This is a genomic window from Bacillus sp. 41-22 (genome assembly GCF_025809295.1).
GTDB classification, from domain to species: Bacteria; Bacillota; Bacilli; order Bacillales; family Bacillaceae_G; genus Bacillus_A; species Bacillus_A mycoides.
The window spans coordinates 4,477,860-4,496,390 of record NZ_CP084035.1 but is presented as its reverse complement, the minus strand read 5'-3'; the positions used below and the strand labels follow the sequence as shown (position 1 = coordinate 4,496,390).

The window sequence follows — 18,531 nt, the reverse complement described above, 5'->3', positions numbered from 1 at the left end:
TTATTTTAAGTTCTCTGGGTTTAAAGCTTCTAGTTCAGTTACAACGAAGCGTCCGTCTTTACGGATTAATACGTCGTCGAAGTAAATTTCACCGCCGCCGTATTCAGGGCGCTGAATGCATACTAAATCCCAGTGAATGTTAGAGTTGTTGCCGTTCCATGCATCATCATAAGCTTGTCCAGGTGTGAAGTGGAAGCTGCCATCGATTTTTTCATCGAATAGGATGTCTCCCATTGGATGTAAGATGTATGGGTTTACGCCGATTGCGAACTCACCAACGAAACGCGCGCCTTCGTCTGTATCGAAGATTTTGTTAATGCGCTCTGTATCATTTGCAGTTGCTTCAACGATTTGACCGTTCTCAAATTTAAGTTGTACATTTTCAAATGTATAACCGTTGTAAGGAGATGGTGTATTGTATGAAACTGTACCGTTAACAGAATCGCGAACTGGTGCAGAGTATACTTCACCATCTGGAATGTTTAAATGACCCGAGCATTTAATAGCTGGAATGTCTTTAATAGAGAATGTTAAGTCAGTTCCAGGGCCAGTTAAGCGAACCTTATCTGTTTTATTCATTAATGTAACAAGGCTATCCATCGCCTTATCCATTTTACCGTAGTCTAAGTTACAAACTTCGAAGTAGAAGTCTTCGAAAGCTTCTGTGCTCATTTTAGCAAGCTGCGCCATAGAAGCATTTGGGTAGCGAAGAACAACCCAGCGTGTTTTCGGAACACGGATGTCTCTATGAACTTTTTTGCCAACTGTTTGGCCGTGAACTTTCATACGTTCACTTGGAACGTCAGCTTGTTCGTTAATGTTATCACCAGAGCGAAGGCCGATATAAGCGTCCATATCTTTCATTACGCTCGCTTCATATGCAGCGATTTGTTCGAAGTGTTCTTCAGTAGCACCCATTAATAAAGAGCGATCTACTTGATGATCTTTTAAAGAAACGAATGGGAAACCACCAGCTGCATATGCTTCTTTTACAAGTGCAGTTACAAGTTCTTTTTGTAAGCCAAAGTTTTCAATTAATACTTTTTCGCCTTTTTGTAAACGAATAGAGTAGTTAATTAAATTGTATGCTAACTTTTCAATGCGTGGATCTTTCATATGTAAAGCCTCCCTACTAATTATGTATCCTCTCCTATTGTAACCTACTTAGTGGAATTTGTTGAATCATTTATGTTACAGTTAACGAATAAGTATGAAAATTCTAATGATAAGATAGGGATTAGAATGAAACGGAAAATGATTGTATAATGGGAGAAAGTATGAAAAAGATAAAGGAAGTGATGAAATGCAAGTTCTTCTATATGTAAGTGCGGCTATTATCGCGGTTGCTTTCGCAGTATTAGTAGTGTATGTATGCAGAACGTTGTTATCGGTTCAGAAGACGTTAGAAAACGTTGCGAGCACGTTAGAAGGTTTAGAAAAGCAAATGCAAGGAATAAGCGTAGAGACGGAGCAATTATTACATAAGACAAATGCGTTAGCTGATGATATTCAACAGAAGTCACAGTCGCTAAATAAAGTAGTAGAAGGTGTGGATGGAATCGGAACGACGATCCACTCTTTAAATACGAAGCTTCGCAACGTTTCAGAGTCTGTTACGGACGAAATTGAAAATAATGCAGATAAAGTGGCACAAGTTGTACAGTGGAGCAGTGCAGCAATTGAAGTATACAACCATTACCGTACTACGAGACAAGAGAAAAAGGTTGAAAAAGAAGAGCGTAAACTTGAGAGAGCTGAGCAGAAGGCTGAAAAGAGAGAGAAGCGCTCTAGACTTCGCATGAGAGGTGAGTAACGATGAGTATGATGAAGATTGAAACGATTGAAGAACTTGAAGCGTTAGTAGAAAAGAACGAGCCTTACGTTCTTTTTAAGCATAGTACGACATGCCCAATTAGTCACGGTGCATATACTGAGTTTCAAGCGTATTGCGGTGAAGAAAGAGAAGTGCCAGCATATTGCTTATACGTACAAGAGGCGAGAGATGTTTCGAACCATGTTGCAGAGCAGTACAGCATTAAGCATGAATCTCCGCAAGTGTTATACATAAAAGATGGAATGGTAGTATGGCATACATCGCACTGGAATATTAAAAAAGAAGCTTTAGAAGAGAATGTAAAATAGGGAGAGGCAAGCGAAGGGCTTGCTTCTTTTTTATTTTGTTGCAATATATTTAGTGGTACACTAGAGATACTTTAAAACTAAGTAAATTGACTTTTGAAAGTGGGTTTTAAGCAATGAAGAAAATGGCATTATGCATCGCAAGCTTAAGTTTATTACTGGGGGCTTGCAGCAATAATACTATTGAGAAGAAGGATGAAGTTGTACAGAAAGATACGAAAGAAAAAAGTATGATTCCAAGAACTGCTGTTTCTAAGGATTACTATAGAACTGTTATTCCTTTAAAAGAACAAAAGGTAATTAATACAGTTAATGTTAAAACTAATTCTAAACTAGATTTAGCAGAATATGAAAATGGTTTAATGGATATTGCTTCAAAACAATTCGATACAGAAAATTACGTATTACAATTAAATCAATATATTCCAGAGAAAACAATTGATGAATTAGTTACGAAACAAGAAGTACCAGTTTTGACTAATATTATAGAACAGGACTACTTCGGCAAACAAAATTCAAATGAACTAAGCTTATCTGGCGTTGTTATTGGTTTATCTATGTCTTCAAGTGTATCTAATGAGGAAGCTATTTCTAAAGGTACTGAAGTCGCTAAGGGGCTTATAGAAGCTATTAATAAAAATGATAAATATAACAAATCTCCAATTACGTTTGCTATATTTAAGCAAGAAAGTACAAGTTCTTTAAAGAATGGTACTTATATTTCAAGCGCTACTGTTCAAAAGAACGAGACTAATCTTGGAAATTGGGATACTATTGATGAAAAGTCGTATTCGTATCCTTCTCAAGAATTTGAGGGGGCACATGGAGAAGATAATGATAAGCTAAAGGATTTTTCTAAAGCAATGAAGGCATTTTCTCCAGGAGATTATATCCCTGTTAATGCTAAGATTTCTTATAAGCAAAATAAGATGGATAAATTAAAGATGGATATTGTCGTTAAATATAACGGTAAGTCAGAATTAATGGCACTCTCTCAAACGGCTGCTCAAAGTATGTTAGAACAATTTCCTAAAGATGCTAAAGTTCAATTACAAATAAAGTCCGAGAATAAAATCGAGGCTGTTATTATAAAAGAGAAGAACAGCGATAAACCGTTTGTTTCTTTCTTATAATGAAAAGACAGTTTTTAAGCTGAGGCTACTGAAAAAGTGAATACTTCGAGAAAAACATTTCGAATTTCCTAAAGATGTTGAAAGAAGAAAGGAGGTCATTGCCTGTACATAGTAGAGAATGACCTCTTTTTTCTTATGAAATAGACTCTTTCAGTGCCTTCTTTAAAGTGTCAGATTATGTTGATGTTATTCAAATTGGCGCTCGCAATATACAAAACTTTGAACTGTTAAAGGCAGCTGGTGCTTTAAATAAACCAATATTATTAAAGCGTGGTTTATCAGCAACAATTGAAGAATTTATTAATGCAGCAGAATATAGTATGGCAGAGGGGAATGGTACTATCATTTTATGTGAGCGTGGTATTCGCACATATGAAACAGCAACGCGTAATACGCTTGATATTTCCGCTGTGCCAATTTAAAAGAAAGAAATACATTTACCTGTTGTTGTCGATGTAACGCATTCTACAGGGCGACGTGGCCTTCTATTACCGTTTGCAAAAGCGGCTATGGCAATTGGTGCTTTTGCTATTATGGCTGAAGTACATCCAGACCCAGTAGTTGCATTATCAGATGAAGCGTAGCAAATGGACATTCCAGAATTCAATGAGTTTATGAAAGAATTAAAAGCATTCGGAAGTAAATTATAAAAAGATTTCTTAGTCTATGTAGGCTTGTTACATAGCTTTTTTACAAAAATTGACCTTTTTTGCATAAGAAATACGAAAATACGAGAAAAGAAGCGAATTTTTTCGAAACTTTTGCGGGAAAATATTGTATGACCCTGTGTTTTTAGCGTATCATTAGTAAAAGGAAGAACTCGGGACGATTGTTGGCATCTGCAAATAGAGTTGATGTCTTTTTTTCATTCAAGTGAACCGATACATAAAAATAGATAACATAAATAGAAGGAGTGTGCGAAGAGATGAACGTAACAATCTATGATGTAGCGCGTGAAGCAAATGTTTCAATGGCTACCGTATCACGCGTTGTGAATGGTAACCCAAATGTAAAGCCTACAACAAGAAAGAAAGTATTAGAAGCAATTGATCGTTTAGGATACCGCCCGAATGCGGTAGCACGTGGACTAGCAAGTAAGAAGACAACTACAGTGGGTGTTATTATTCCTGATATCTCAAATACGTTTTATGCAGAACTTGCTCGTGGAATTGAAGATATCGCAACAATGTACAAATATAACATCATTTTAAGTAACTCTGACCAGAACAAAGAGAAAGAGTTCCACTTATTAAATACGATGCTTGGGAAACAAGTGGACGGGATTGTTTTCATGGGTGAAGATATTACAGATATTCACGTTGAAGAGTTCAAAAAATCTCCAGTACCAATTGTATTAGCAGCGTCATTTGATGAACAAAATGAAACGTCATCAGTAAATATTGATTATACACAAGCAGCTTACGATGCAATGAAGCATTTTATTGAGCAAGGACATAAACGTATCGGTTTCGTCTCTGGTCCTTTCATTAATAAAGCAGGAAGCGCGAAGAAGTTACAAGGTTATAAAAAAGCTTTAGAAGAAGCAGGTATTTCATATGATGAAAATCTTATAATTGATGGAGATTACACATATGATTCAGGTATAGAAGCGTTTGAAAGACTTTGGGGCATGGATGAAAAACCAACAGCAATCTTCGTATCTTCTGATGAAATGGCACTAGGTGTAATCCACGCAGCACAAGACGCGGGATTAAACGTACCAACGGATATCGAAGTGCTTGGTTTTGACAACACACGTCTTGCATTAATGGTTCGTCCGCAACTTTCGACAGTTGTACAACCAATGTATGATATCGGTGCAGTAGCAATGCGTCTACTAACGAAATATATGAACAAAGAAAAAGTAGAAGATCACTCAGTTATCTTACCTCACCGTATCCAATTTAGAGATTCAACGAAGTAAGAATAAGAGAGCTCACAGCGATAGCTGTGAGCTTTTATTCATATTCAGGATAATGGTGTTTAACTACTGTATCTACACTTTCAGTTTTCTTAATATGTAAAAAGCGTGCATATAATTCTTTTCCTGTCTCAAATGGTGTGTCATCTAATTCGAAAACATGCAACACTTTTCTAAACGTCCATGTTACTTGCTCACCGTACATATTATCGTACGTATCTTCAGACTGTAGAGCTATCTTTTCACCTAGATCATGAGCTTCCTCTAAACTGTTCGCCTTAACGAGAATGATACTTTCTTCAAAAAGTGTATCGTGATTCTCTTCATAATGTTCATCAATTTTACTAGGATTAGGTTTACCTGAATGGACAGATTCAAATAATAATTTTACAGCATACACATGAGATCAGTCTCCTTATGCTGAATGTTTTATTTTATAAACAATACTCGCGATAAGTGAAGCGGGTATTGTAAATACGTTGCTTTGATAATGGTAATGTATTTGGGATTCTTTATAAGACATTCGCTACAGTTGGGGTTATTCCTTGTTATATGTCACACAAGTGCAAATTTAACTATTATAGGGCAATGTCATGTATAATAGAAAGAAAAGGCTTGTGAGGGGGGAGAAGAGATGATCGTTCTTTGGATAATTACGCTTTGCATGACTGCTATTTTTGCATATATGACGTTAAAACAAAATGGCTTAAAGCGATTTGTTCCAGGAAGTATTCTTGCAGGAATCGCCCTTATCACGTATGTAATTTCTATTTTTATTGAAAGTGTATCAGTGGACATGAGCACAAGTTTAATGTTCATGGGTATTACACTATTTGCAGGTAGCATTATGGTACTTATGGTTGCAGGTATTATTGCATTTATTCATATGAATTCGGAAACGTTATAGCATATAAAAAAAGGCATGTCCCGAGGGGGCATGCCTTTTTATCCGTTCAATTATGCTCTATCTTTAGAAGAGTTTTGTTGTTTTAGTAAGTCGCGAATTTCGCCAAGAATTTCTTCTTCTTTTGTTGGTTCTGGAAGTTCTTCTTTCTTTTCTTCTTCTTCTCTTTTAGATGTTAGTTTGTTGAAAACTTTAACAAACATAAAGATAGCAGCTGCAATAATTAAGAAATCAAAAATAGTTTGGATGAAGTTACCATACATAATAGATGATTTACCGAATGTAAGTTTTAAATCTGTAAAGTTAACGCCGCCCAGTACCATACCAAGTAATGGTGTGATGATATCTTTAACTAAAGAACTAACGATTTTACCGAATGCAGCACCGATTACAACCCCGACAGCTAAATCGATTACATTCCCTTTGAATGCGAATTTTTTAAACTCGTTCCACATGTGTTAATCCCATCCTTTCCACGATTCAATATGAAATTTATAATTCCTATCAACATATTCTATAGAAATTTGTGATAGAAATAAAGAGGAAATGGGAATGAAAGTAAATTCTGAAAAATGTATCCGTTTTAATTTTTGCTTACAGCTTGCAGTAGAGATTGGAGCATTTGTTGAGATTTTAATCCTTCTAATCCATCTACAATAGGCTGTGTATCACCTTGTACACATTGGATAAAATGATGAACAGCATCTTCAAATCCGCGCTGCTTTAACGTTGTCTCCCATGATGGTGAACCACTTTGTGAAACGGAGTTTTCTTGCTCAATTTCAAATGTGTTCATATTTTTTACGCGAATGATTTTACCTGCCGTTACAAGTTCAATTTGTTCTAAATTTGTACCTGCATGGCGGTGCATCGCCGTAGAAAGTAAAAGTCCATTTGCAGTTGTATATGTATGATGTCCGTAAAGAAGTTCGTTCTTTTCATTGATTTGCATCATATTATGAACGATGTTAAGGTCATCGTTAGCTAACCAGCGAGCAGTATCTACAATATGTAAGTAATCATCTAACATAGTAAAGTCATACGTATATGGCCCCACCTTATTTGTGCGGTGCTTTTCAATTCGAATCCATGAAGTATCAGTAGCTTGCTCTTTGGCAGTAACGTACATAGGAACGAAACGGCGATTAAATCCCACCATTAACTTTCGATTATACTTTTCACTCATTTCAACTAGCTTCTCTGCTTGCTTAGTAGTAGCAGCTAGCGGCTTATCAACATAAACATCGATTCCTTTTTTCAGAAGTTCAGAAACGATTTCATAATGTGTAGCAGTTGAACTATGAACGAAAGCCGCATCACATTCTGAAGCGAGTGCCTGAAGGTTAGCGAAATCTTGAATACGATATTGCTCGCAAATTTGTTTTCTTTTATTAACATTAGGTGTAAACGCTCCCACAAAAGTCCAATCAGTTTCCTTTGTCAGTGTTGGAAGGTAAGCCTTTTGTGCAATACTACCTAATCCAATCATTCCAATACGAGGTTTGCTCATGTTTTTTTCCCACCCTATTATAAATATATAAGTTGTCTAGCTGTATAGCTATGTGACGAAATAACTGTAGCATAGACTGGGGAGAATGGCAAAAAATAGATTTAAAAATGATACGTTTTTTATAGGAAATGAGCTTTTATTTATTTGTCGCTAACAAAATCTTCTCTATCTCTTCAAAGTTATGAACACGGGCATGCTCTAGCGGGGTAACACCATCGTTGTCGGGAATATTTACATCTGCACCGTGCTCAATAAGAAGCTGAATGACTTGTTGCTGTGTTTCGTTCCATTACTTAGTACGATGGCTTCCATTAAAGCGGTCCACCCGAGATTATTTACATGGTTAACATCAATAGTTGTTCGCGTAAGGAGTTCTTTAATAACATCAATATAGCCATGTTCTGAGGCGGGGATAAGAGCTGTTCCGCCGTAACGATTTGTAAGCGATGGATCTGCACCGGCATCAATCGTTAGTTTTAAAATATCAAAGTAACCTTCTGCACCGGCGTATAGAAAGGGATTGTTTTTCATATCGTCTTGGATATTTACGTCAGCCCCTGCTTCAATAAGCACTTTTGCAGTTTTTACATCATTTTTGTATGTAGCAATCATAAGAGAAGTACGTCCTTTATTGTCCGTTATATTTATGTCAGCCCCTTTTTTGAGTAATGATATAACAGTATTCGTTTTTTGTTTCTCAGTAGCTGTTAGTAGTGCTGTCTCCATGTTTGTCATCTCCTTTTTAACTTCTTGTTCTTGTGAGCATCCTTGTAAAAAAATTACGCAACATATCATGCTTAATGTTTTTTTGAACATGGAATTTCAACCTCCTTTTGCAAGCAATTCGGTATCCTAATTTAAACTGTAAAATAGGAACATTAAATTTTTATAAACTGGTGCTAAAATTACTATAAAATCGCTTGAGTATTTGAACATATATTTTTATGCTTATGAATAACAAGGTTTGTTAAAGTGAGGATGTAAGATATGTCTATTAAAACAAGATTTTTATTTTCTTATATCGCTGTTATTCTCGTTTCCATCACGCTCATATTAGTCGCGGGATTTTTAATTGTTTTTTCCATAACAGGAGACTTGGAATCAGTGAAAAATTTCTATAAAAGTTCCTATATTCAAAAGCCGCTTACGCCAGAAGAAGAGAATACGTATATTGAATTGAAATTAGCGGCAAAGAAAAATCAATCACAACTATTAGATGAATCGTTCGTTTCATCACTTGAAAAAGAAGGTGTGAAAATAGTTGTAAGAAAGGGAGAAACCATTTCTTATGCTACAAAAATATTTGAAGGTGTATCTTTAAAAGAAGCCATTCCGAAATTTGAATCAGCAAATATTAATAGTCGTGGTACAACGGAACTAGGCGATACATTTTATCGATATGTAAAATTTGATTTTTATTTTCCCGGAGATGAAGAAGGGAGTATATTTGTACTAAAAAGGCAGAGTTCATTTGTCGATCTTACACAAAAATTATTTCCAATTTTGTTCGGAGCGCTTTTACTGTTAGCCATTTTACTCATAGGGTTATTAAGTTATTTCGTCTCAAGAAGTGTGATAAAACCAATTTTTGTATTGAAAGATGCGACTGGGAGAATTAAAGAAGGGGATTTAGATTTTCAAATTCCAGTTACATCCTATGATGAGATTGGGCGATTAAATCAAGGGTTTGAGGAAATGAGGAAGAGATTAAAAGAGTCGATAGAGATGCAAGCACAGTATGAAGAAAATCGAAAAGAACTCATTTCAAACATATCTCATGATTTAAAAACACCGATTACATCTATTATTGGATATGTAGAAGGCATAAAAGATGGAGTCGCAAATACGCCAGAAAAAATGGATAAGTATTTAACGACCATTCATACGAAGGCAAAACATATGGATACACTCATTGATGAGCTCTTTTTGTTTTCAAAGCTTGATTTGAATCGAGTTCCCTTTCAGTTTGAAACGATAGAGTTAAACGTGTTTATGCAGGAATTATTAGAAGAGATGCAGATGGATTTAAGTGAGGAAGGTATAGAAGTTTACTTACAATTACAATCATCACCACTATATGTAACGGCTGATTGCGAAAAGATAAATAGAGTTATATCAAATTTGATTCATAATAGTGTGAAATACATGGATAAAGAAGAGAAGAAAATTACTGTAACAGTATTGAGTGATAACAATAAAGTTATTGTGAAAGTGATGGACAATGGGTCAGGTATAGAAGCTGATACGCTGCCGTATATATTTGAGCGGTTTTATCGTGCAGAGCAATCGCGAAATTCTAGCACAGGTGGAAGTGGACTTGGCTTAGCGATAGCGAAGCAAATTGTTGAAGAACATGGCGGGGAAATTTGGGCGGAAAGTAAGCTTTGGGAAGGTACAAGTATTTTCTTCTCATTGAAAAAAGTACAGGAATGTGGTGAGTAGAATGAAGAGAATTTTACTAGTAGAAGATGAAATAAGTATTGCAGAATTACAGCGAGATTATTTAGAAATTAGTGATTTTCAAGTCGATGTAGAGTATTCAGGTGAAATAGGCCTACAAATGGCTCTTCAGGAAGACTATGATTTAATTATTTTAGATATTATGCTTCCGAAAATGAATGGTTTTGAAATTTGTAAACAAATACGTGCTATAAAAGACATTCCTATTTTGCTTGTTTCAGCAAAGAAGGAAGATATAGATAAAATTCGCGGACTCGGATTAGGTGCAGATGATTATATAACGAAGCCGTTTAGTCCAAGTGAATTAGTCGCAAGAGTAAAAGCACATATTTCTCGTTATGAAAGATTATCAGGAAATGTGAGTAAGCAACGCGATACGTTATATATTCATGGAATTTCTATCGATCAGCGAGCGAGAAAAGTTTTTATAAACAATGAAGAAATTGCGTTTACAACGAAAGAATTTGATTTATTAACATTCTTTGTAACGCATCCAAACCAAGTATTAAATAAAGAACAGTTATTTGAACGTATTTGGGGACTAGAATCAGCTGGCGATTTAGCCACTGTCGTTGTTCACATTAGAAAGCTACGTGAAAAAATTGAAAGAGATCCTGCTCACCCGCAATATATTGAAACAGTGTGGGGAGCTGGTTATCGCTTTAACGTGTAATGTACCTGCCAAGTAATTGGTAGGTTTTTTATGTTATTCGAACAAAAAGGGAATAATAGGTAATTTATGTTAAAATATAAAGAGAGATAAAACATAGGAGAGCATGAGAGGGCGTGCTACATTTTGGGAGATACATTAAAAGATAATAAATCAAACAAGGCTTTAAAGATTGGAACCAATATCATACTTATCTTATTAATTATCGGTGCAGTACAAATGTTTTATGATGAAGATTCTACGAATGATCATTTCGGTGGGTTATTTATGATGGTCTTTTTTGGAATTAAAATAATTTCTAATTTTATGATGAGTATAAAAGCAGGAGATAAAAAGTCGATATTCATTGATGTAGGCTTAATGATTTTTTTGTTCTTCTTGTTGTTTCTAGTGTGAAATATTTCTTTTGAAAAAAGTTCATATTCTTATAGAGGCTGTGAGCTTTCCTTAGTAATAACGGTATTAGTGTAACGATTTATAAAATGTTTGAGTAGTAGAAGTAAACTGAGCAGCTTCTTCTAAAAAAGGATAATGGTTACTCTCCTCAAATATCACAAAGATAGAATTACGTATACCCTCATGCATCTCGATAGAATATTGGATCGGGCACTGTACATCATATCTTCCGCATATAATAAGGGTCTTTGTTTGGATGGAAGGTAAATTCTCTCTTAAATCAAATGACGGATATTCATTGGCGAAAGTGTTCATCCGGCTAGCGGACATAGTTTTTTTGATTGGTTTACAAAAATAAAATTTGTAGTTTTCGGGTTTATACAATGATAATTTTGTTCTCTTAGTAGATAGTTCTTTCCGTTCTTCACTTGTAAGGTGAGGGCTTTTTAAAGTTTCGATGAGTTGTTGCATATAATGAAACTGAGGATGTGCTGGGTAATAAATGCAAAATAGTGTTTCGGTATAGTTACTTGCTGCGGCTCCAACGATGACTAATGATTGTAAGGAATTTGGATATGTAATCGCATATAAAAGTCCAAGCATACCGCCTGTTGAGTGGCCAGCGAAATGCCATGTTGGGAGTTGTAAAGCTTCTCGTATTGCTTCTAAGTCGTGAACGGTTTCAATCATACTTAATTCTTTTTCTGAATTGGCTTTTGCTGAGTTACCAGCGTTTCGTAAATTAATGAGCAATACACGATGCGTAGCAGTGAAAACATCCGCAAAGTAATCGCCAGTGTCATTAAATTGTGAATAGTGATGTGTAATACAAAGCGGTTCGCCATTTCCTTTTGTAAAGAGTTCGAATGTGCCGCGTTTCGTGTTGATTATTTGTTGTTTCCACATAGTGTCACTACCTTTTCTCATTAGAGTTGGGGTTAGTTCATTAATAAATAAAAAATATATCATCGATTCGACACGGAATATCGATTTAACGACAAAACACAACAATAGTAGCAAACAAACTATAAAAGAAAGGAGACTGTTCAAAAAGCGAGCCTCCTCTCTGTTTAATATAAAGATTTTGTCATATTATTCCGAATAATTTCAAGGGATTTCGCTACAGTTAATGCATTTTTTTCTTCGATTTCTGGTTTTCTAGGGATAGGTTGATACATGTTGTCTGGATCTTCCCATGTAAGGGGAAGGTCGGTTTCTGCTTGTCCTTTCCAAGCGTCAATCCATTCTGGAGGGAGATAACCTGAGATGTTTTGGATGTTGTTCATTTCGAGCCAAATGAGTGCCCAAGCTCTTGGTACGACGCGCCAGTGATCATAGCCACCGCCGCCGACAGCAATCCAGCGACCGTCGCAATATTCATTAGCGATTTCACGAGCGAGCTTCGGTATTTCACGGTAAATGTTCATCGTTGCGCAAAGGTGTGTAAGTGGATCGTAATAATGTGCATCAGCACCATTTTGCGTTAAAATAATATCCGGTTTAAAGTATGCTGCCACTTCTTTTACAACTGTTCGATATGAATCTAAAAATGATTCGTCTTCTGTAAAAGCGTCGAGTGGAACGTTAAAAGAATAATTATATCCATTTCCTTGTCCACGTTCATTTACTGCGCCAGTTCCAGGAAATAAATAACGCCCAGTTTCGTGTAATGAAATGGTGCATACGTTAGGATCGTCGTAAAAAGACCATTGTACCCCGTCACCGTGATGAGCATCTGTATCAATATATAAAACGCGTAAACCGTATTTCTTCTGAATATATTTCATTGCGATAGAGCTATCGTTATAAATACAAAAGCCAGATGCTTTCCCGCGAAAGCCATGATGTAAGCCGCCGCCTAAATTAAGCGCATGCTTTACTTTTCCGGAAAGAACAGCATCGACAGCTGTTAATGTTCCGCCAACGAGTAATGCACTTGCTTCATGCATATTTGGAAACATTGGTGTATCTTCTGTTCCAAGCCCATATGTCATCGCAATTGATTTTTCTAGCTTTCCTTCTCCAGCAAGTTTTACCGCATTTATGTACTCCTCTGTATGAATGAATGCAATTTCCTCATCTGTAGCCATTCTTGGCGAGATGACTTGAGAAGGGGAGATAAAACCACTCTTTTGTAATAAGTCATACGTAAGTGTGACGCGTAGTTGGTTAAAAGGATGATCAGGGCTAAAAGAATAGCCCCGAAAGTCATCCGAATAAATGAAGGCGCTGCTCATGCTTGCATCCCCATTATGTTTGGCCATAATACGCGGTAGCCCTCTGCTTCGAGTGCATCGATCACTTTTAGAGGATTCATCGTTTGAATGCGGAAAACGAGTACTTTATCATTCTCATCTTTTGCTGGATAGACGAGAACGCTCACAATATTTATTTGTAAATCACTAAAAATAGCAACGACTTTTCCAAGAATACCAGGTTCATTTTTCACTTGAATTTCAATTTGTGAACTTGGTTGATGAGCTCCTGTTAATTTTACTAACGTGTGCAGCACTGTAGATTCAGAAATGATACCTACGAGTTTTCCAGCTTTCGTAACAGGAAGACAGCCTATTTTATTTTCAAAAAATAAAGTCGCAATTTCCTCAACGAAATCGAGAGGGTGACAAGTCATAACAGGGTGTTTCATTATGAGTTCAAGCGGTTGCTTCAGCATATCGAGTGAAACTTGTTCATCTAAAATAGACGGACTTGCATCTCTTACATCTCGATCAGAAATAATGCCTACTACGTGATTATTTTGATCGACAATTGGAATGTGCCGAATACCTTTCGTACGTATCGTTCGGATTGCTGTTTCAATTGTATCGTTTGGATGTAGTGTTACTACATTTTGATTCATAATTTCTTCTACAATCATTCCAGTTGCCCCCTTTATTAATACATAAAACGATTGTGAAAACGTAGACGATCAAATGCTTGAATGGAATCCGTATCGACGCGTTTACCGATGCGAACCATTAAACAGTTAGCCGGGTGTGAACAAATTTCAGGATCGTCTGTAGCCATCCATTGTAAACCACCAGCATTCATCATTTTTTCCATTACTTTTCGGTATTCCCAAACATTTAAGCCTGTTTGTTTTAAATCCCAGTGCCAATAATATTCAGTCGTTAATATAATGTAATCTTCCATATGATCGTCCATCATTGAAACTTCTAATAAATTTTTTCCGACAGAGCAACCACGAAAGGCTGGGACAACTTCAATCGCCCCGAGTTCAATTAAGTTTTCAATCTTTCCTTCTGACCATCGCTCGAGCGGATCAGGATATAAGTATGTAACATATCCAACGATCGTTTGGTCATGTCTAGCAATAATGAGACGAGCTTCTGGTAATTTAGAAATTTCGACAATTGCTTTATATTGCTGCTCGGCAGGACGAAACGCAATTAAGTCTGGATGAAATTCATACATTTCAAGATTATGTGTAGAGACAGGACCTTCAATAATTAAAGTGCCTTTCGCTGTTTTTAAGTTTCTGGCATTATATATTTTTTTATGAATCAATTTATTGCTCACCACCTTGAGGGTTTGTGAATCTATTAATATCGTACTTTATAATATATGCGATGTGAATCGAATTTTGTCATTAAAAATTTGTCTAAAAATCAACAAAAATACTGAAAATTTTAAATAATGTCATTATAATAGATAATAGAATACATAGGAGGGGGATGTAAAGTATGAAAGTGGAAACGCTTCCTGTCATTAAAGGAGAAAATAATTTGCCGAATTATGAAGAGGCATACGCGAATTTTAACTGGGAAGAGGTTAATAAAAATTTTACTTGGAATGAAACAGGACGAGTAAATATGGCGTATGAGGCAATTGATAAGCATGCGAAATCAGATCGAAAGAATAAAGTAGCACTTTATTATCAAGATGGATCGCGAAAAGAGAAATATACGTTTAAGGAAATGAAGGATTTTTCTAATAAAGCAGGAAATGTCCTGAAAAACTATGGCGATGTTGAGAAAGGCGATCGCGTTTTTATTTTTATGCCGCGTTCCCCAGAATTATATTTCGCACTTTTAGGTGCAGTGAAATTAGGGGCAATTGTTGGACCATTATTTGAAGCATTTATGGAAGGCGCAGTTCGCGATCGTTTAGAAGATAGCGAAGCTAAGGTGCTAATTACAACTCCTGAATTGTTAGAGCGCATACCATTAAATGATTTACCTGCTTTAAAAACAGTCTTCCTTGTTGGAGACAATGCAGAAGAAGGCGGTAAAACTGTAGCGTTCAATCCTTTATTTGAACAAGCTTCAAAAGAATTACATATCGAGTGGTTAGGCCGTGAAGACGGTTTAATTCTACATTACACATCTGGTTCTACTGGTAAGCCAAAAGGTGTCCTTCATGCGCAAAACGCAATGGTTCAGCACTATCAAACAGCGAAATGGGTATTAGATTTAAAAGAAGATGATGTATATTGGTGTACAGCTGACCCAGGCTGGGTAACTGGAACAGCTTACGGTATTTTTGCACCGTGGTTAGTGGGAGCGTCAAATGTTATTTTAGGCGGGAGATTTAGTCCGGAAGCGTGGTATGAAGCGTTACAAGATTACGGTGTAACAGTTTGGTATAGTGCACCGACAGCGTTCCGTATGTTAATGGGAGCTGGACAAGACGCAATTAAAAAATATGATTTATCACAAGTGCGTCACGTATTAAGTGTTGGTGAGCCATTAAATCCAGAAGTAATTCGCTGGGGTATGAGCGCATTTGGACTTCGTATTCATGATACGTGGTGGATGACAGAAACAGGCGGACAAGTTATTTGTAACTATCCTTGTATGGAAATCCGTCCAGGCTCAATGGGGAAACCAATTCCGGGTGTGAAAGCAGCGATTGTTGATAATGAAGGAAATGAAGTGCCTCCATACACAATGGGGAACTTAGCGATTGGTAAAGGTTGGCCAGCTATGATGCGTGGAATCTGGAATAACCCACAAAAATATGATTCTTACTTCATGCCGGGAGATTGGTACGTATCAGGTGACTCAGCTTATATGGACGAAGATGGATACTTCTGGTTCCAAGGACGTATTGACGATGTAATTATGACATCAGGTGAGCGTGTTGGTCCGTTTGAAGTAGAAAGTAAATTAATCGAGCATGCTGCTGTAGCAGAAGCTGGTGTAATTGGTATTCCTGATCCAGTACGCGGGGAAATCATTAAAGCATTTATCGCGCTTCGCGTGGGATACGAACCATCTGAAGAATTAAAAGAAGAGATTCGTCAATTTGTAAAAAAAGGCCTAGCAGCTCATGCAGCGCCAAGACAAATTGAATTTAGAGATAAATTACCGAAAACGAGAAGTGGTAAAATTATGCGCCGTGTATTAAAAGCTTGGGAGCTAAACTTACCAACAGGTGACTTATCAACGATGGAAGATTAAGAAGGAAGGGTCTGAACAAGTAATATGTTCAGACCTTTCTTTTTTTTATGTTATGATGTAGTTGTTCAACTTATATATATGAGTTAGAGGGGATAGTATGATGAAAACAGAAAAAGAAAAGATGATACAAGGGGAAATGTACATACCGGCTGATCCAGTTTTAGTAAAGGACAGGGAGCAAGCTCGTATATTAACGAGAAAATTAAATGAAACACCAGAAGTAAAGCTAGAAGAACGTAGTGCAATCGTAAAAGAATTATTCGGAACGACTGGAGATAACATTCATCTTGAATCTTCTTTTAGATGTGATTACGGTTATAACATTCACGTTGGTGAAAACTTTTACGCAAACTTTGACTGTACGATTTTAGACGTATGCCCAGTTACAATCGGAGTGAACTGTATGTTAGCTCCAGGTGTTCACATTTATACAGCAACGCATCCGCTTGATCCAGTAGAGCGCATAAGCGGATCAGAGTACGGAAAACCAGTTACAATTGGCGATAACGTATGGATTGGCGGAAGAGCGATTATTAATCCGGGCGTAACAATTGGAGATAATGCTGTCATCGCATCTGGCGCTGTTGTAACGAAAGATGTGCCAGATAATGTAGTAGTTGGCGGGAATCCTGCGAGAATCATAAAAAAAATAAAATAATATTTGAACGAAGCGCCTTCCTCGTCTGTATACATTTATGAAAGAATAGATGAGGGAGGATTTTTATATGTCCAATAAATTGATGCTTACTTTTGCTTTAATTGGAATTATAGTTGTGTTTTCTTGTGGTATGTTATTACCTATACCAATTGGATTTAAAATTTCAATGATTACATTTGGGATTATTATGATTGTTATTTTTTCAATCCTTATTCCGTTTGATAAGAAGTATATTGTACGAAAAAATGGAAATAAAATTGATTTTACAAAAACAAAAATATATTTTCGTTGGAATGTATTTGATACAATTTCGGTCTGTCTTGCAGTGTATGCATGTATATGTGTGCTAGCGTTAAATATTTTAGTTTCAACCGGCCATACGATTCAAAACCCATATATTCAATTTTTTACGAATCAGTCACAAGCATGGGTCATTGTCGCAAGTGCATATTTAATTTCCCGTATTTCATTAACGTTAAAAGGAATAAAGGAGATCAAAAAAAATGGCGCAGATTGGGATTGAGGAGGAGCTCATGCTTGCGTACCAAAATGGAGATAAGCAAGCTGGAGAAAAACTATATGTTTTAATCAAACCAGCGCTATATACATTTTTGTATCGATTTAATCGTGATGAACAACTGAGTATAGATCTCGTTCAAGATACGTTTTTGACTCTAGAGCGTAAGAAACATATGTATGAAACCCGAAAAGGAAAAATTAAAACGTATTTATTTCAAATCGGTTACCGTCTTATGATTAATAAATTAAATAGAAGAAAAAAGTGGCGTTCGCTCTTACCGTTTTTAGTACCAATGCAAGAGGTAGAGTTTTCCCACGAAGACCGGCTTACGGTAAGAGAAGCAATTTTGAAAGTTCCTGAAGAACAGCGAGCGGTCCTGATTCTTTCTTATTATCATGATATGCAGCAAAAAGAAATTGCAGAGGTACTGGATATTCCTGTTGGAACAGTGAAGTCGAGACTTCATAACGGGATAAAGAAATTAAAACAATTGCTGGAGGTGGATGAAATTGAACGAAAATCCCTTTAAGAATGAATATAAATTAAAGCAGCATTTAGATAGCGATCATGTAGAAATACCGGATTTTCCAAAAACGGTAAGCCGCTTCGAGCGATTTCTTGGATTTCTTGCTTCTCCAGCGAAAGATCCTGTGGAAGCGACGATTGGGAATGATTTATCGGTTGTGTTTCATGTGTCGTTATTAGTTGGTGTTCCAGTTATTTCTCTTATTACGATATTCCTTGCGACTTTATAAAGGATTGGTAGGGAAAGAACTCATACCTCTATTTGACACGCC

General features: G+C 36.4%; 21 protein-coding genes and 3 pseudogenes. 14 read left to right on the top strand and 10 right to left on the bottom strand.

Translation table 11 applies throughout. The annotated features are described in order from the left end of the window. Positions 1 to 1,116, bottom strand: coding sequence for an aminopeptidase (locus tag LCF45_RS23055; RefSeq protein WP_002167560.1), 1,116 nt, complete (start codon positions 1,114 to 1,116; stop codon positions 1 to 3). Between the two features lie 187 nt (positions 1,117 to 1,303). Between LCF45_RS23055 and LCF45_RS23050 the strand changes: the two genes are divergently transcribed. From LCF45_RS23050 to ccpA, 5 genes and pseudogenes are all read left to right on the top strand, one after another. Then, the gene (locus LCF45_RS23050; protein ID WP_050001013.1) at positions 1,304 to 1,813 is read left to right on the top strand and encodes a DUF948 domain-containing protein; all 510 of its coding nucleotides are present in this window, start codon (positions 1,304 to 1,306) and stop codon (positions 1,811 to 1,813) included. 2 nt (positions 1,814 to 1,815) lie between these two features. Continuing rightward, on the top strand, positions 1,816 to 2,142 hold the full coding sequence (gene ytxJ / locus LCF45_RS23045) for a bacillithiol system redox-active protein YtxJ (RefSeq protein ID WP_002129447.1): 327 nt from the start codon (positions 1,816 to 1,818) through the stop codon (positions 2,140 to 2,142). Positions 2,143 to 2,255: 113 nt separating this feature from the next. Beyond that, positions 2,256 to 3,272, top strand: coding sequence for a CamS family sex pheromone protein (locus LCF45_RS23040; RefSeq protein WP_002129446.1), 1,017 nt, complete (start codon positions 2,256 to 2,258; stop codon positions 3,270 to 3,272). Between the two features lie 170 nt (positions 3,273 to 3,442). After that, positions 3,443 to 3,922 (top strand): annotated as a pseudogene (locus LCF45_RS23035) (bifunctional 3-deoxy-7-phosphoheptulonate synthase/chorismate mutase); the annotation flags it as partial. A gap of 275 nt (positions 3,923 to 4,197) precedes the next feature. Continuing rightward, the gene (gene ccpA, locus LCF45_RS23030; protein WP_002034370.1) at positions 4,198 to 5,196 is read left to right on the top strand and encodes a catabolite control protein A; all 999 of its coding nucleotides are present in this window, start codon (positions 4,198 to 4,200) and stop codon (positions 5,194 to 5,196) included. Between the two features lie 34 nt (positions 5,197 to 5,230). Here ccpA and LCF45_RS23025 read toward each other — a convergent pair whose 3' ends face one another. Next, a complete protein-coding gene (locus tag LCF45_RS23025; protein ID WP_002129443.1) occupies positions 5,231 to 5,593 on the bottom strand; it encodes a DUF4288 domain-containing protein in 363 nt (120 codons plus the stop codon). Positions 5,594 to 5,608: 15 nt separating this feature from the next. Further along, positions 5,609 to 5,716: pseudogene (locus tag LCF45_RS23020) on the bottom strand (DUF3949 domain-containing protein); the annotation flags it as partial. Between the two features lie 111 nt (positions 5,717 to 5,827). Between LCF45_RS23020 and LCF45_RS23015 the strand changes: the two are divergent. Continuing rightward, a complete protein-coding gene (locus LCF45_RS23015; RefSeq protein WP_002129437.1) occupies positions 5,828 to 6,100 on the top strand; it encodes a DUF3917 domain-containing protein in 273 nt (90 codons plus the stop codon). 50 nt (positions 6,101 to 6,150) lie between these two features. Here LCF45_RS23015 and mscL read toward each other — a convergent pair whose 3' ends face one another. From mscL to LCF45_RS23000, 3 genes and pseudogenes are all read right to left on the bottom strand, one after another. Further along, positions 6,151 to 6,552, bottom strand: a complete 402-nt coding sequence (gene mscL / locus LCF45_RS23010; RefSeq protein ID WP_002015591.1) for a large-conductance mechanosensitive channel protein MscL — start codon at positions 6,550 to 6,552, stop codon at positions 6,151 to 6,153. 128 nt (positions 6,553 to 6,680) lie between these two features. Continuing rightward, positions 6,681 to 7,607 (bottom strand): Gfo/Idh/MocA family protein, encoded by a 927-nt coding sequence (locus LCF45_RS23005; RefSeq protein ID WP_263894302.1) that lies wholly within the window; start codon positions 7,605 to 7,607, stop codon positions 6,681 to 6,683. Between the two features lie 136 nt (positions 7,608 to 7,743). Beyond that, a pseudogene (locus LCF45_RS23000) lies at positions 7,744 to 8,423 on the bottom strand (ankyrin repeat domain-containing protein). 171 nt (positions 8,424 to 8,594) lie between these two features. On the opposite strand from LCF45_RS23000, the gene LCF45_RS22995 reads away from it, so the two are divergent. From LCF45_RS22995 to LCF45_RS22985, 3 genes are all read left to right on the top strand, one after another. Continuing rightward, complete coding sequence (locus LCF45_RS22995) at positions 8,595 to 10,049, top strand: sensor histidine kinase (protein ID WP_002129434.1); 1,455 nt, start codon at positions 8,595 to 8,597, stop codon at positions 10,047 to 10,049. 1 nt (position 10,050) lies between these two features. Then, positions 10,051 to 10,740: a response regulator transcription factor gene (locus LCF45_RS22990; RefSeq protein WP_002015585.1), complete on the top strand. Its 690-nt coding sequence runs from the start codon at positions 10,051 to 10,053 to the stop codon at positions 10,738 to 10,740. A gap of 123 nt (positions 10,741 to 10,863) precedes the next feature. Next, positions 10,864 to 11,133 (top strand): hypothetical protein, encoded by a 270-nt coding sequence (locus LCF45_RS22985; protein WP_002184821.1) that lies wholly within the window; start codon positions 10,864 to 10,866, stop codon positions 11,131 to 11,133. A gap of 66 nt (positions 11,134 to 11,199) precedes the next feature. On the opposite strand, the gene LCF45_RS22980 is transcribed toward LCF45_RS22985, so the two are convergent. The 4 genes from LCF45_RS22980 to acuA form a co-directional block, all read right to left on the bottom strand. Continuing rightward, entirely contained in the window at positions 11,200 to 12,060 is an 861-nt protein-coding gene (locus tag LCF45_RS22980; protein WP_412838329.1) for an alpha/beta fold hydrolase, read from the bottom strand. 143 nt (positions 12,061 to 12,203) lie between these two features. Continuing rightward, on the bottom strand, positions 12,204 to 13,370 hold the full coding sequence (gene acuC, locus LCF45_RS22975) for an acetoin utilization protein AcuC (RefSeq protein ID WP_002167566.1): 1,167 nt from the start codon (positions 13,368 to 13,370) through the stop codon (positions 12,204 to 12,206). After that, positions 13,367 to 14,011 carry an acetoin utilization AcuB family protein gene (locus LCF45_RS22970; RefSeq protein ID WP_002123078.1) on the bottom strand — a complete coding sequence of 215 codons (645 nt, stop codon included), beginning with the start codon at positions 14,009 to 14,011 and terminating at the stop codon, positions 13,367 to 13,369. Before LCF45_RS22970 ends, acuC begins: the two co-directional genes overlap by 4 nt. A gap of 17 nt (positions 14,012 to 14,028) precedes the next feature. Next, complete coding sequence (gene acuA, locus LCF45_RS22965) at positions 14,029 to 14,661, bottom strand: acetoin utilization protein acetyltransferase AcuA (protein WP_002112293.1); 633 nt, start codon at positions 14,659 to 14,661, stop codon at positions 14,029 to 14,031. A 176-nt stretch (positions 14,662 to 14,837) separates the two neighbouring features. Between acuA and acsA the strand changes: the two genes are divergently transcribed. The 5 genes from acsA (at position 14,838) to LCF45_RS22940 (ending at position 18,489) form a co-directional block, all read left to right on the top strand. Continuing rightward, positions 14,838 to 16,556, top strand: a complete 1,719-nt coding sequence (acsA, locus tag LCF45_RS22960) for an acetate--CoA ligase (RefSeq protein WP_002089009.1) — start codon at positions 14,838 to 14,840, stop codon at positions 16,554 to 16,556. 100 nt (positions 16,557 to 16,656) lie between these two features. Further along, entirely contained in the window at positions 16,657 to 17,214 is a 558-nt protein-coding gene (locus LCF45_RS22955; protein WP_002129424.1) for a maltose acetyltransferase domain-containing protein, read from the top strand. A 67-nt stretch (positions 17,215 to 17,281) separates the two neighbouring features. Then, positions 17,282 to 17,737, top strand: coding sequence for a hypothetical protein (locus tag LCF45_RS22950; protein ID WP_002129423.1), 456 nt, complete (start codon positions 17,282 to 17,284; stop codon positions 17,735 to 17,737). Continuing rightward, on the top strand, positions 17,718 to 18,263 hold the full coding sequence (locus LCF45_RS22945) for an RNA polymerase sigma factor (RefSeq protein ID WP_002129421.1): 546 nt from the start codon (positions 17,718 to 17,720) through the stop codon (positions 18,261 to 18,263). The genes LCF45_RS22950 and LCF45_RS22945 overlap by 20 nt, the downstream gene beginning before the upstream one ends. Then, on the top strand, positions 18,244 to 18,489 hold the full coding sequence (locus tag LCF45_RS22940; protein ID WP_002129419.1) for a hypothetical protein: 246 nt from the start codon (positions 18,244 to 18,246) through the stop codon (positions 18,487 to 18,489). Before LCF45_RS22945 ends, LCF45_RS22940 begins: the two co-directional genes overlap by 20 nt. Positions 18,490 to 18,531: the final 42 nt, after the last annotated feature.

Coding starts and splice junctions, on each gene's coding strand:
- LCF45_RS23055 (WP_002167560.1), bottom strand. CDS start 1,116: ATGAAAGATCCACGCATTGAAAAGTTAGCATACAATTTAATTAACTAC.
- LCF45_RS23050 (WP_050001013.1), top strand. CDS start 1,304: ATGCAAGTTCTTCTATATGTAAGTGCGGCTATTATCGCGGTTGCTTTC.
- ytxJ (WP_002129447.1), top strand. CDS start 1,816: ATGAGTATGATGAAGATTGAAACGATTGAAGAACTTGAAGCGTTAGTA.
- LCF45_RS23040 (WP_002129446.1), top strand. CDS start 2,256: ATGAAGAAAATGGCATTATGCATCGCAAGCTTAAGTTTATTACTGGGG.
- ccpA (WP_002034370.1), top strand. CDS start 4,198: ATGAACGTAACAATCTATGATGTAGCGCGTGAAGCAAATGTTTCAATG.
- LCF45_RS23015 (WP_002129437.1), top strand. CDS start 5,828: ATGATCGTTCTTTGGATAATTACGCTTTGCATGACTGCTATTTTTGCA.
- mscL (WP_002015591.1), bottom strand. CDS start 6,552: ATGTGGAACGAGTTTAAAAAATTCGCATTCAAAGGGAATGTAATCGAT.
- LCF45_RS23005 (WP_263894302.1), bottom strand. CDS start 7,607: ATGAGCAAACCTCGTATTGGAATGATTGGATTAGGTAGTATTGCACAA.
- LCF45_RS22995 (WP_002129434.1), top strand. CDS start 8,595: ATGTCTATTAAAACAAGATTTTTATTTTCTTATATCGCTGTTATTCTC.
- LCF45_RS22990 (WP_002015585.1), top strand. CDS start 10,051: ATGAAGAGAATTTTACTAGTAGAAGATGAAATAAGTATTGCAGAATTA.
- LCF45_RS22980 (WP_412838329.1), bottom strand. CDS start 12,060: ATGAGAAAAGGTAGTGACACTATGTGGAAACAACAAATAATCAACACG.
- acuC (WP_002167566.1), bottom strand. CDS start 13,370: ATGAGCAGCGCCTTCATTTATTCGGATGACTTTCGGGGCTATTCTTTT.
- LCF45_RS22970 (WP_002123078.1), bottom strand. CDS start 14,011: ATGATTGTAGAAGAAATTATGAATCAAAATGTAGTAACACTACATCCA.
- acsA (WP_002089009.1), top strand. CDS start 14,838: ATGAAAGTGGAAACGCTTCCTGTCATTAAAGGAGAAAATAATTTGCCG.
- LCF45_RS22955 (WP_002129424.1), top strand. CDS start 16,657: ATGAAAACAGAAAAAGAAAAGATGATACAAGGGGAAATGTACATACCG.
- LCF45_RS22950 (WP_002129423.1), top strand. CDS start 17,282: ATGTCCAATAAATTGATGCTTACTTTTGCTTTAATTGGAATTATAGTT.
- LCF45_RS22945 (WP_002129421.1), top strand. CDS start 17,718: ATGGCGCAGATTGGGATTGAGGAGGAGCTCATGCTTGCGTACCAAAAT.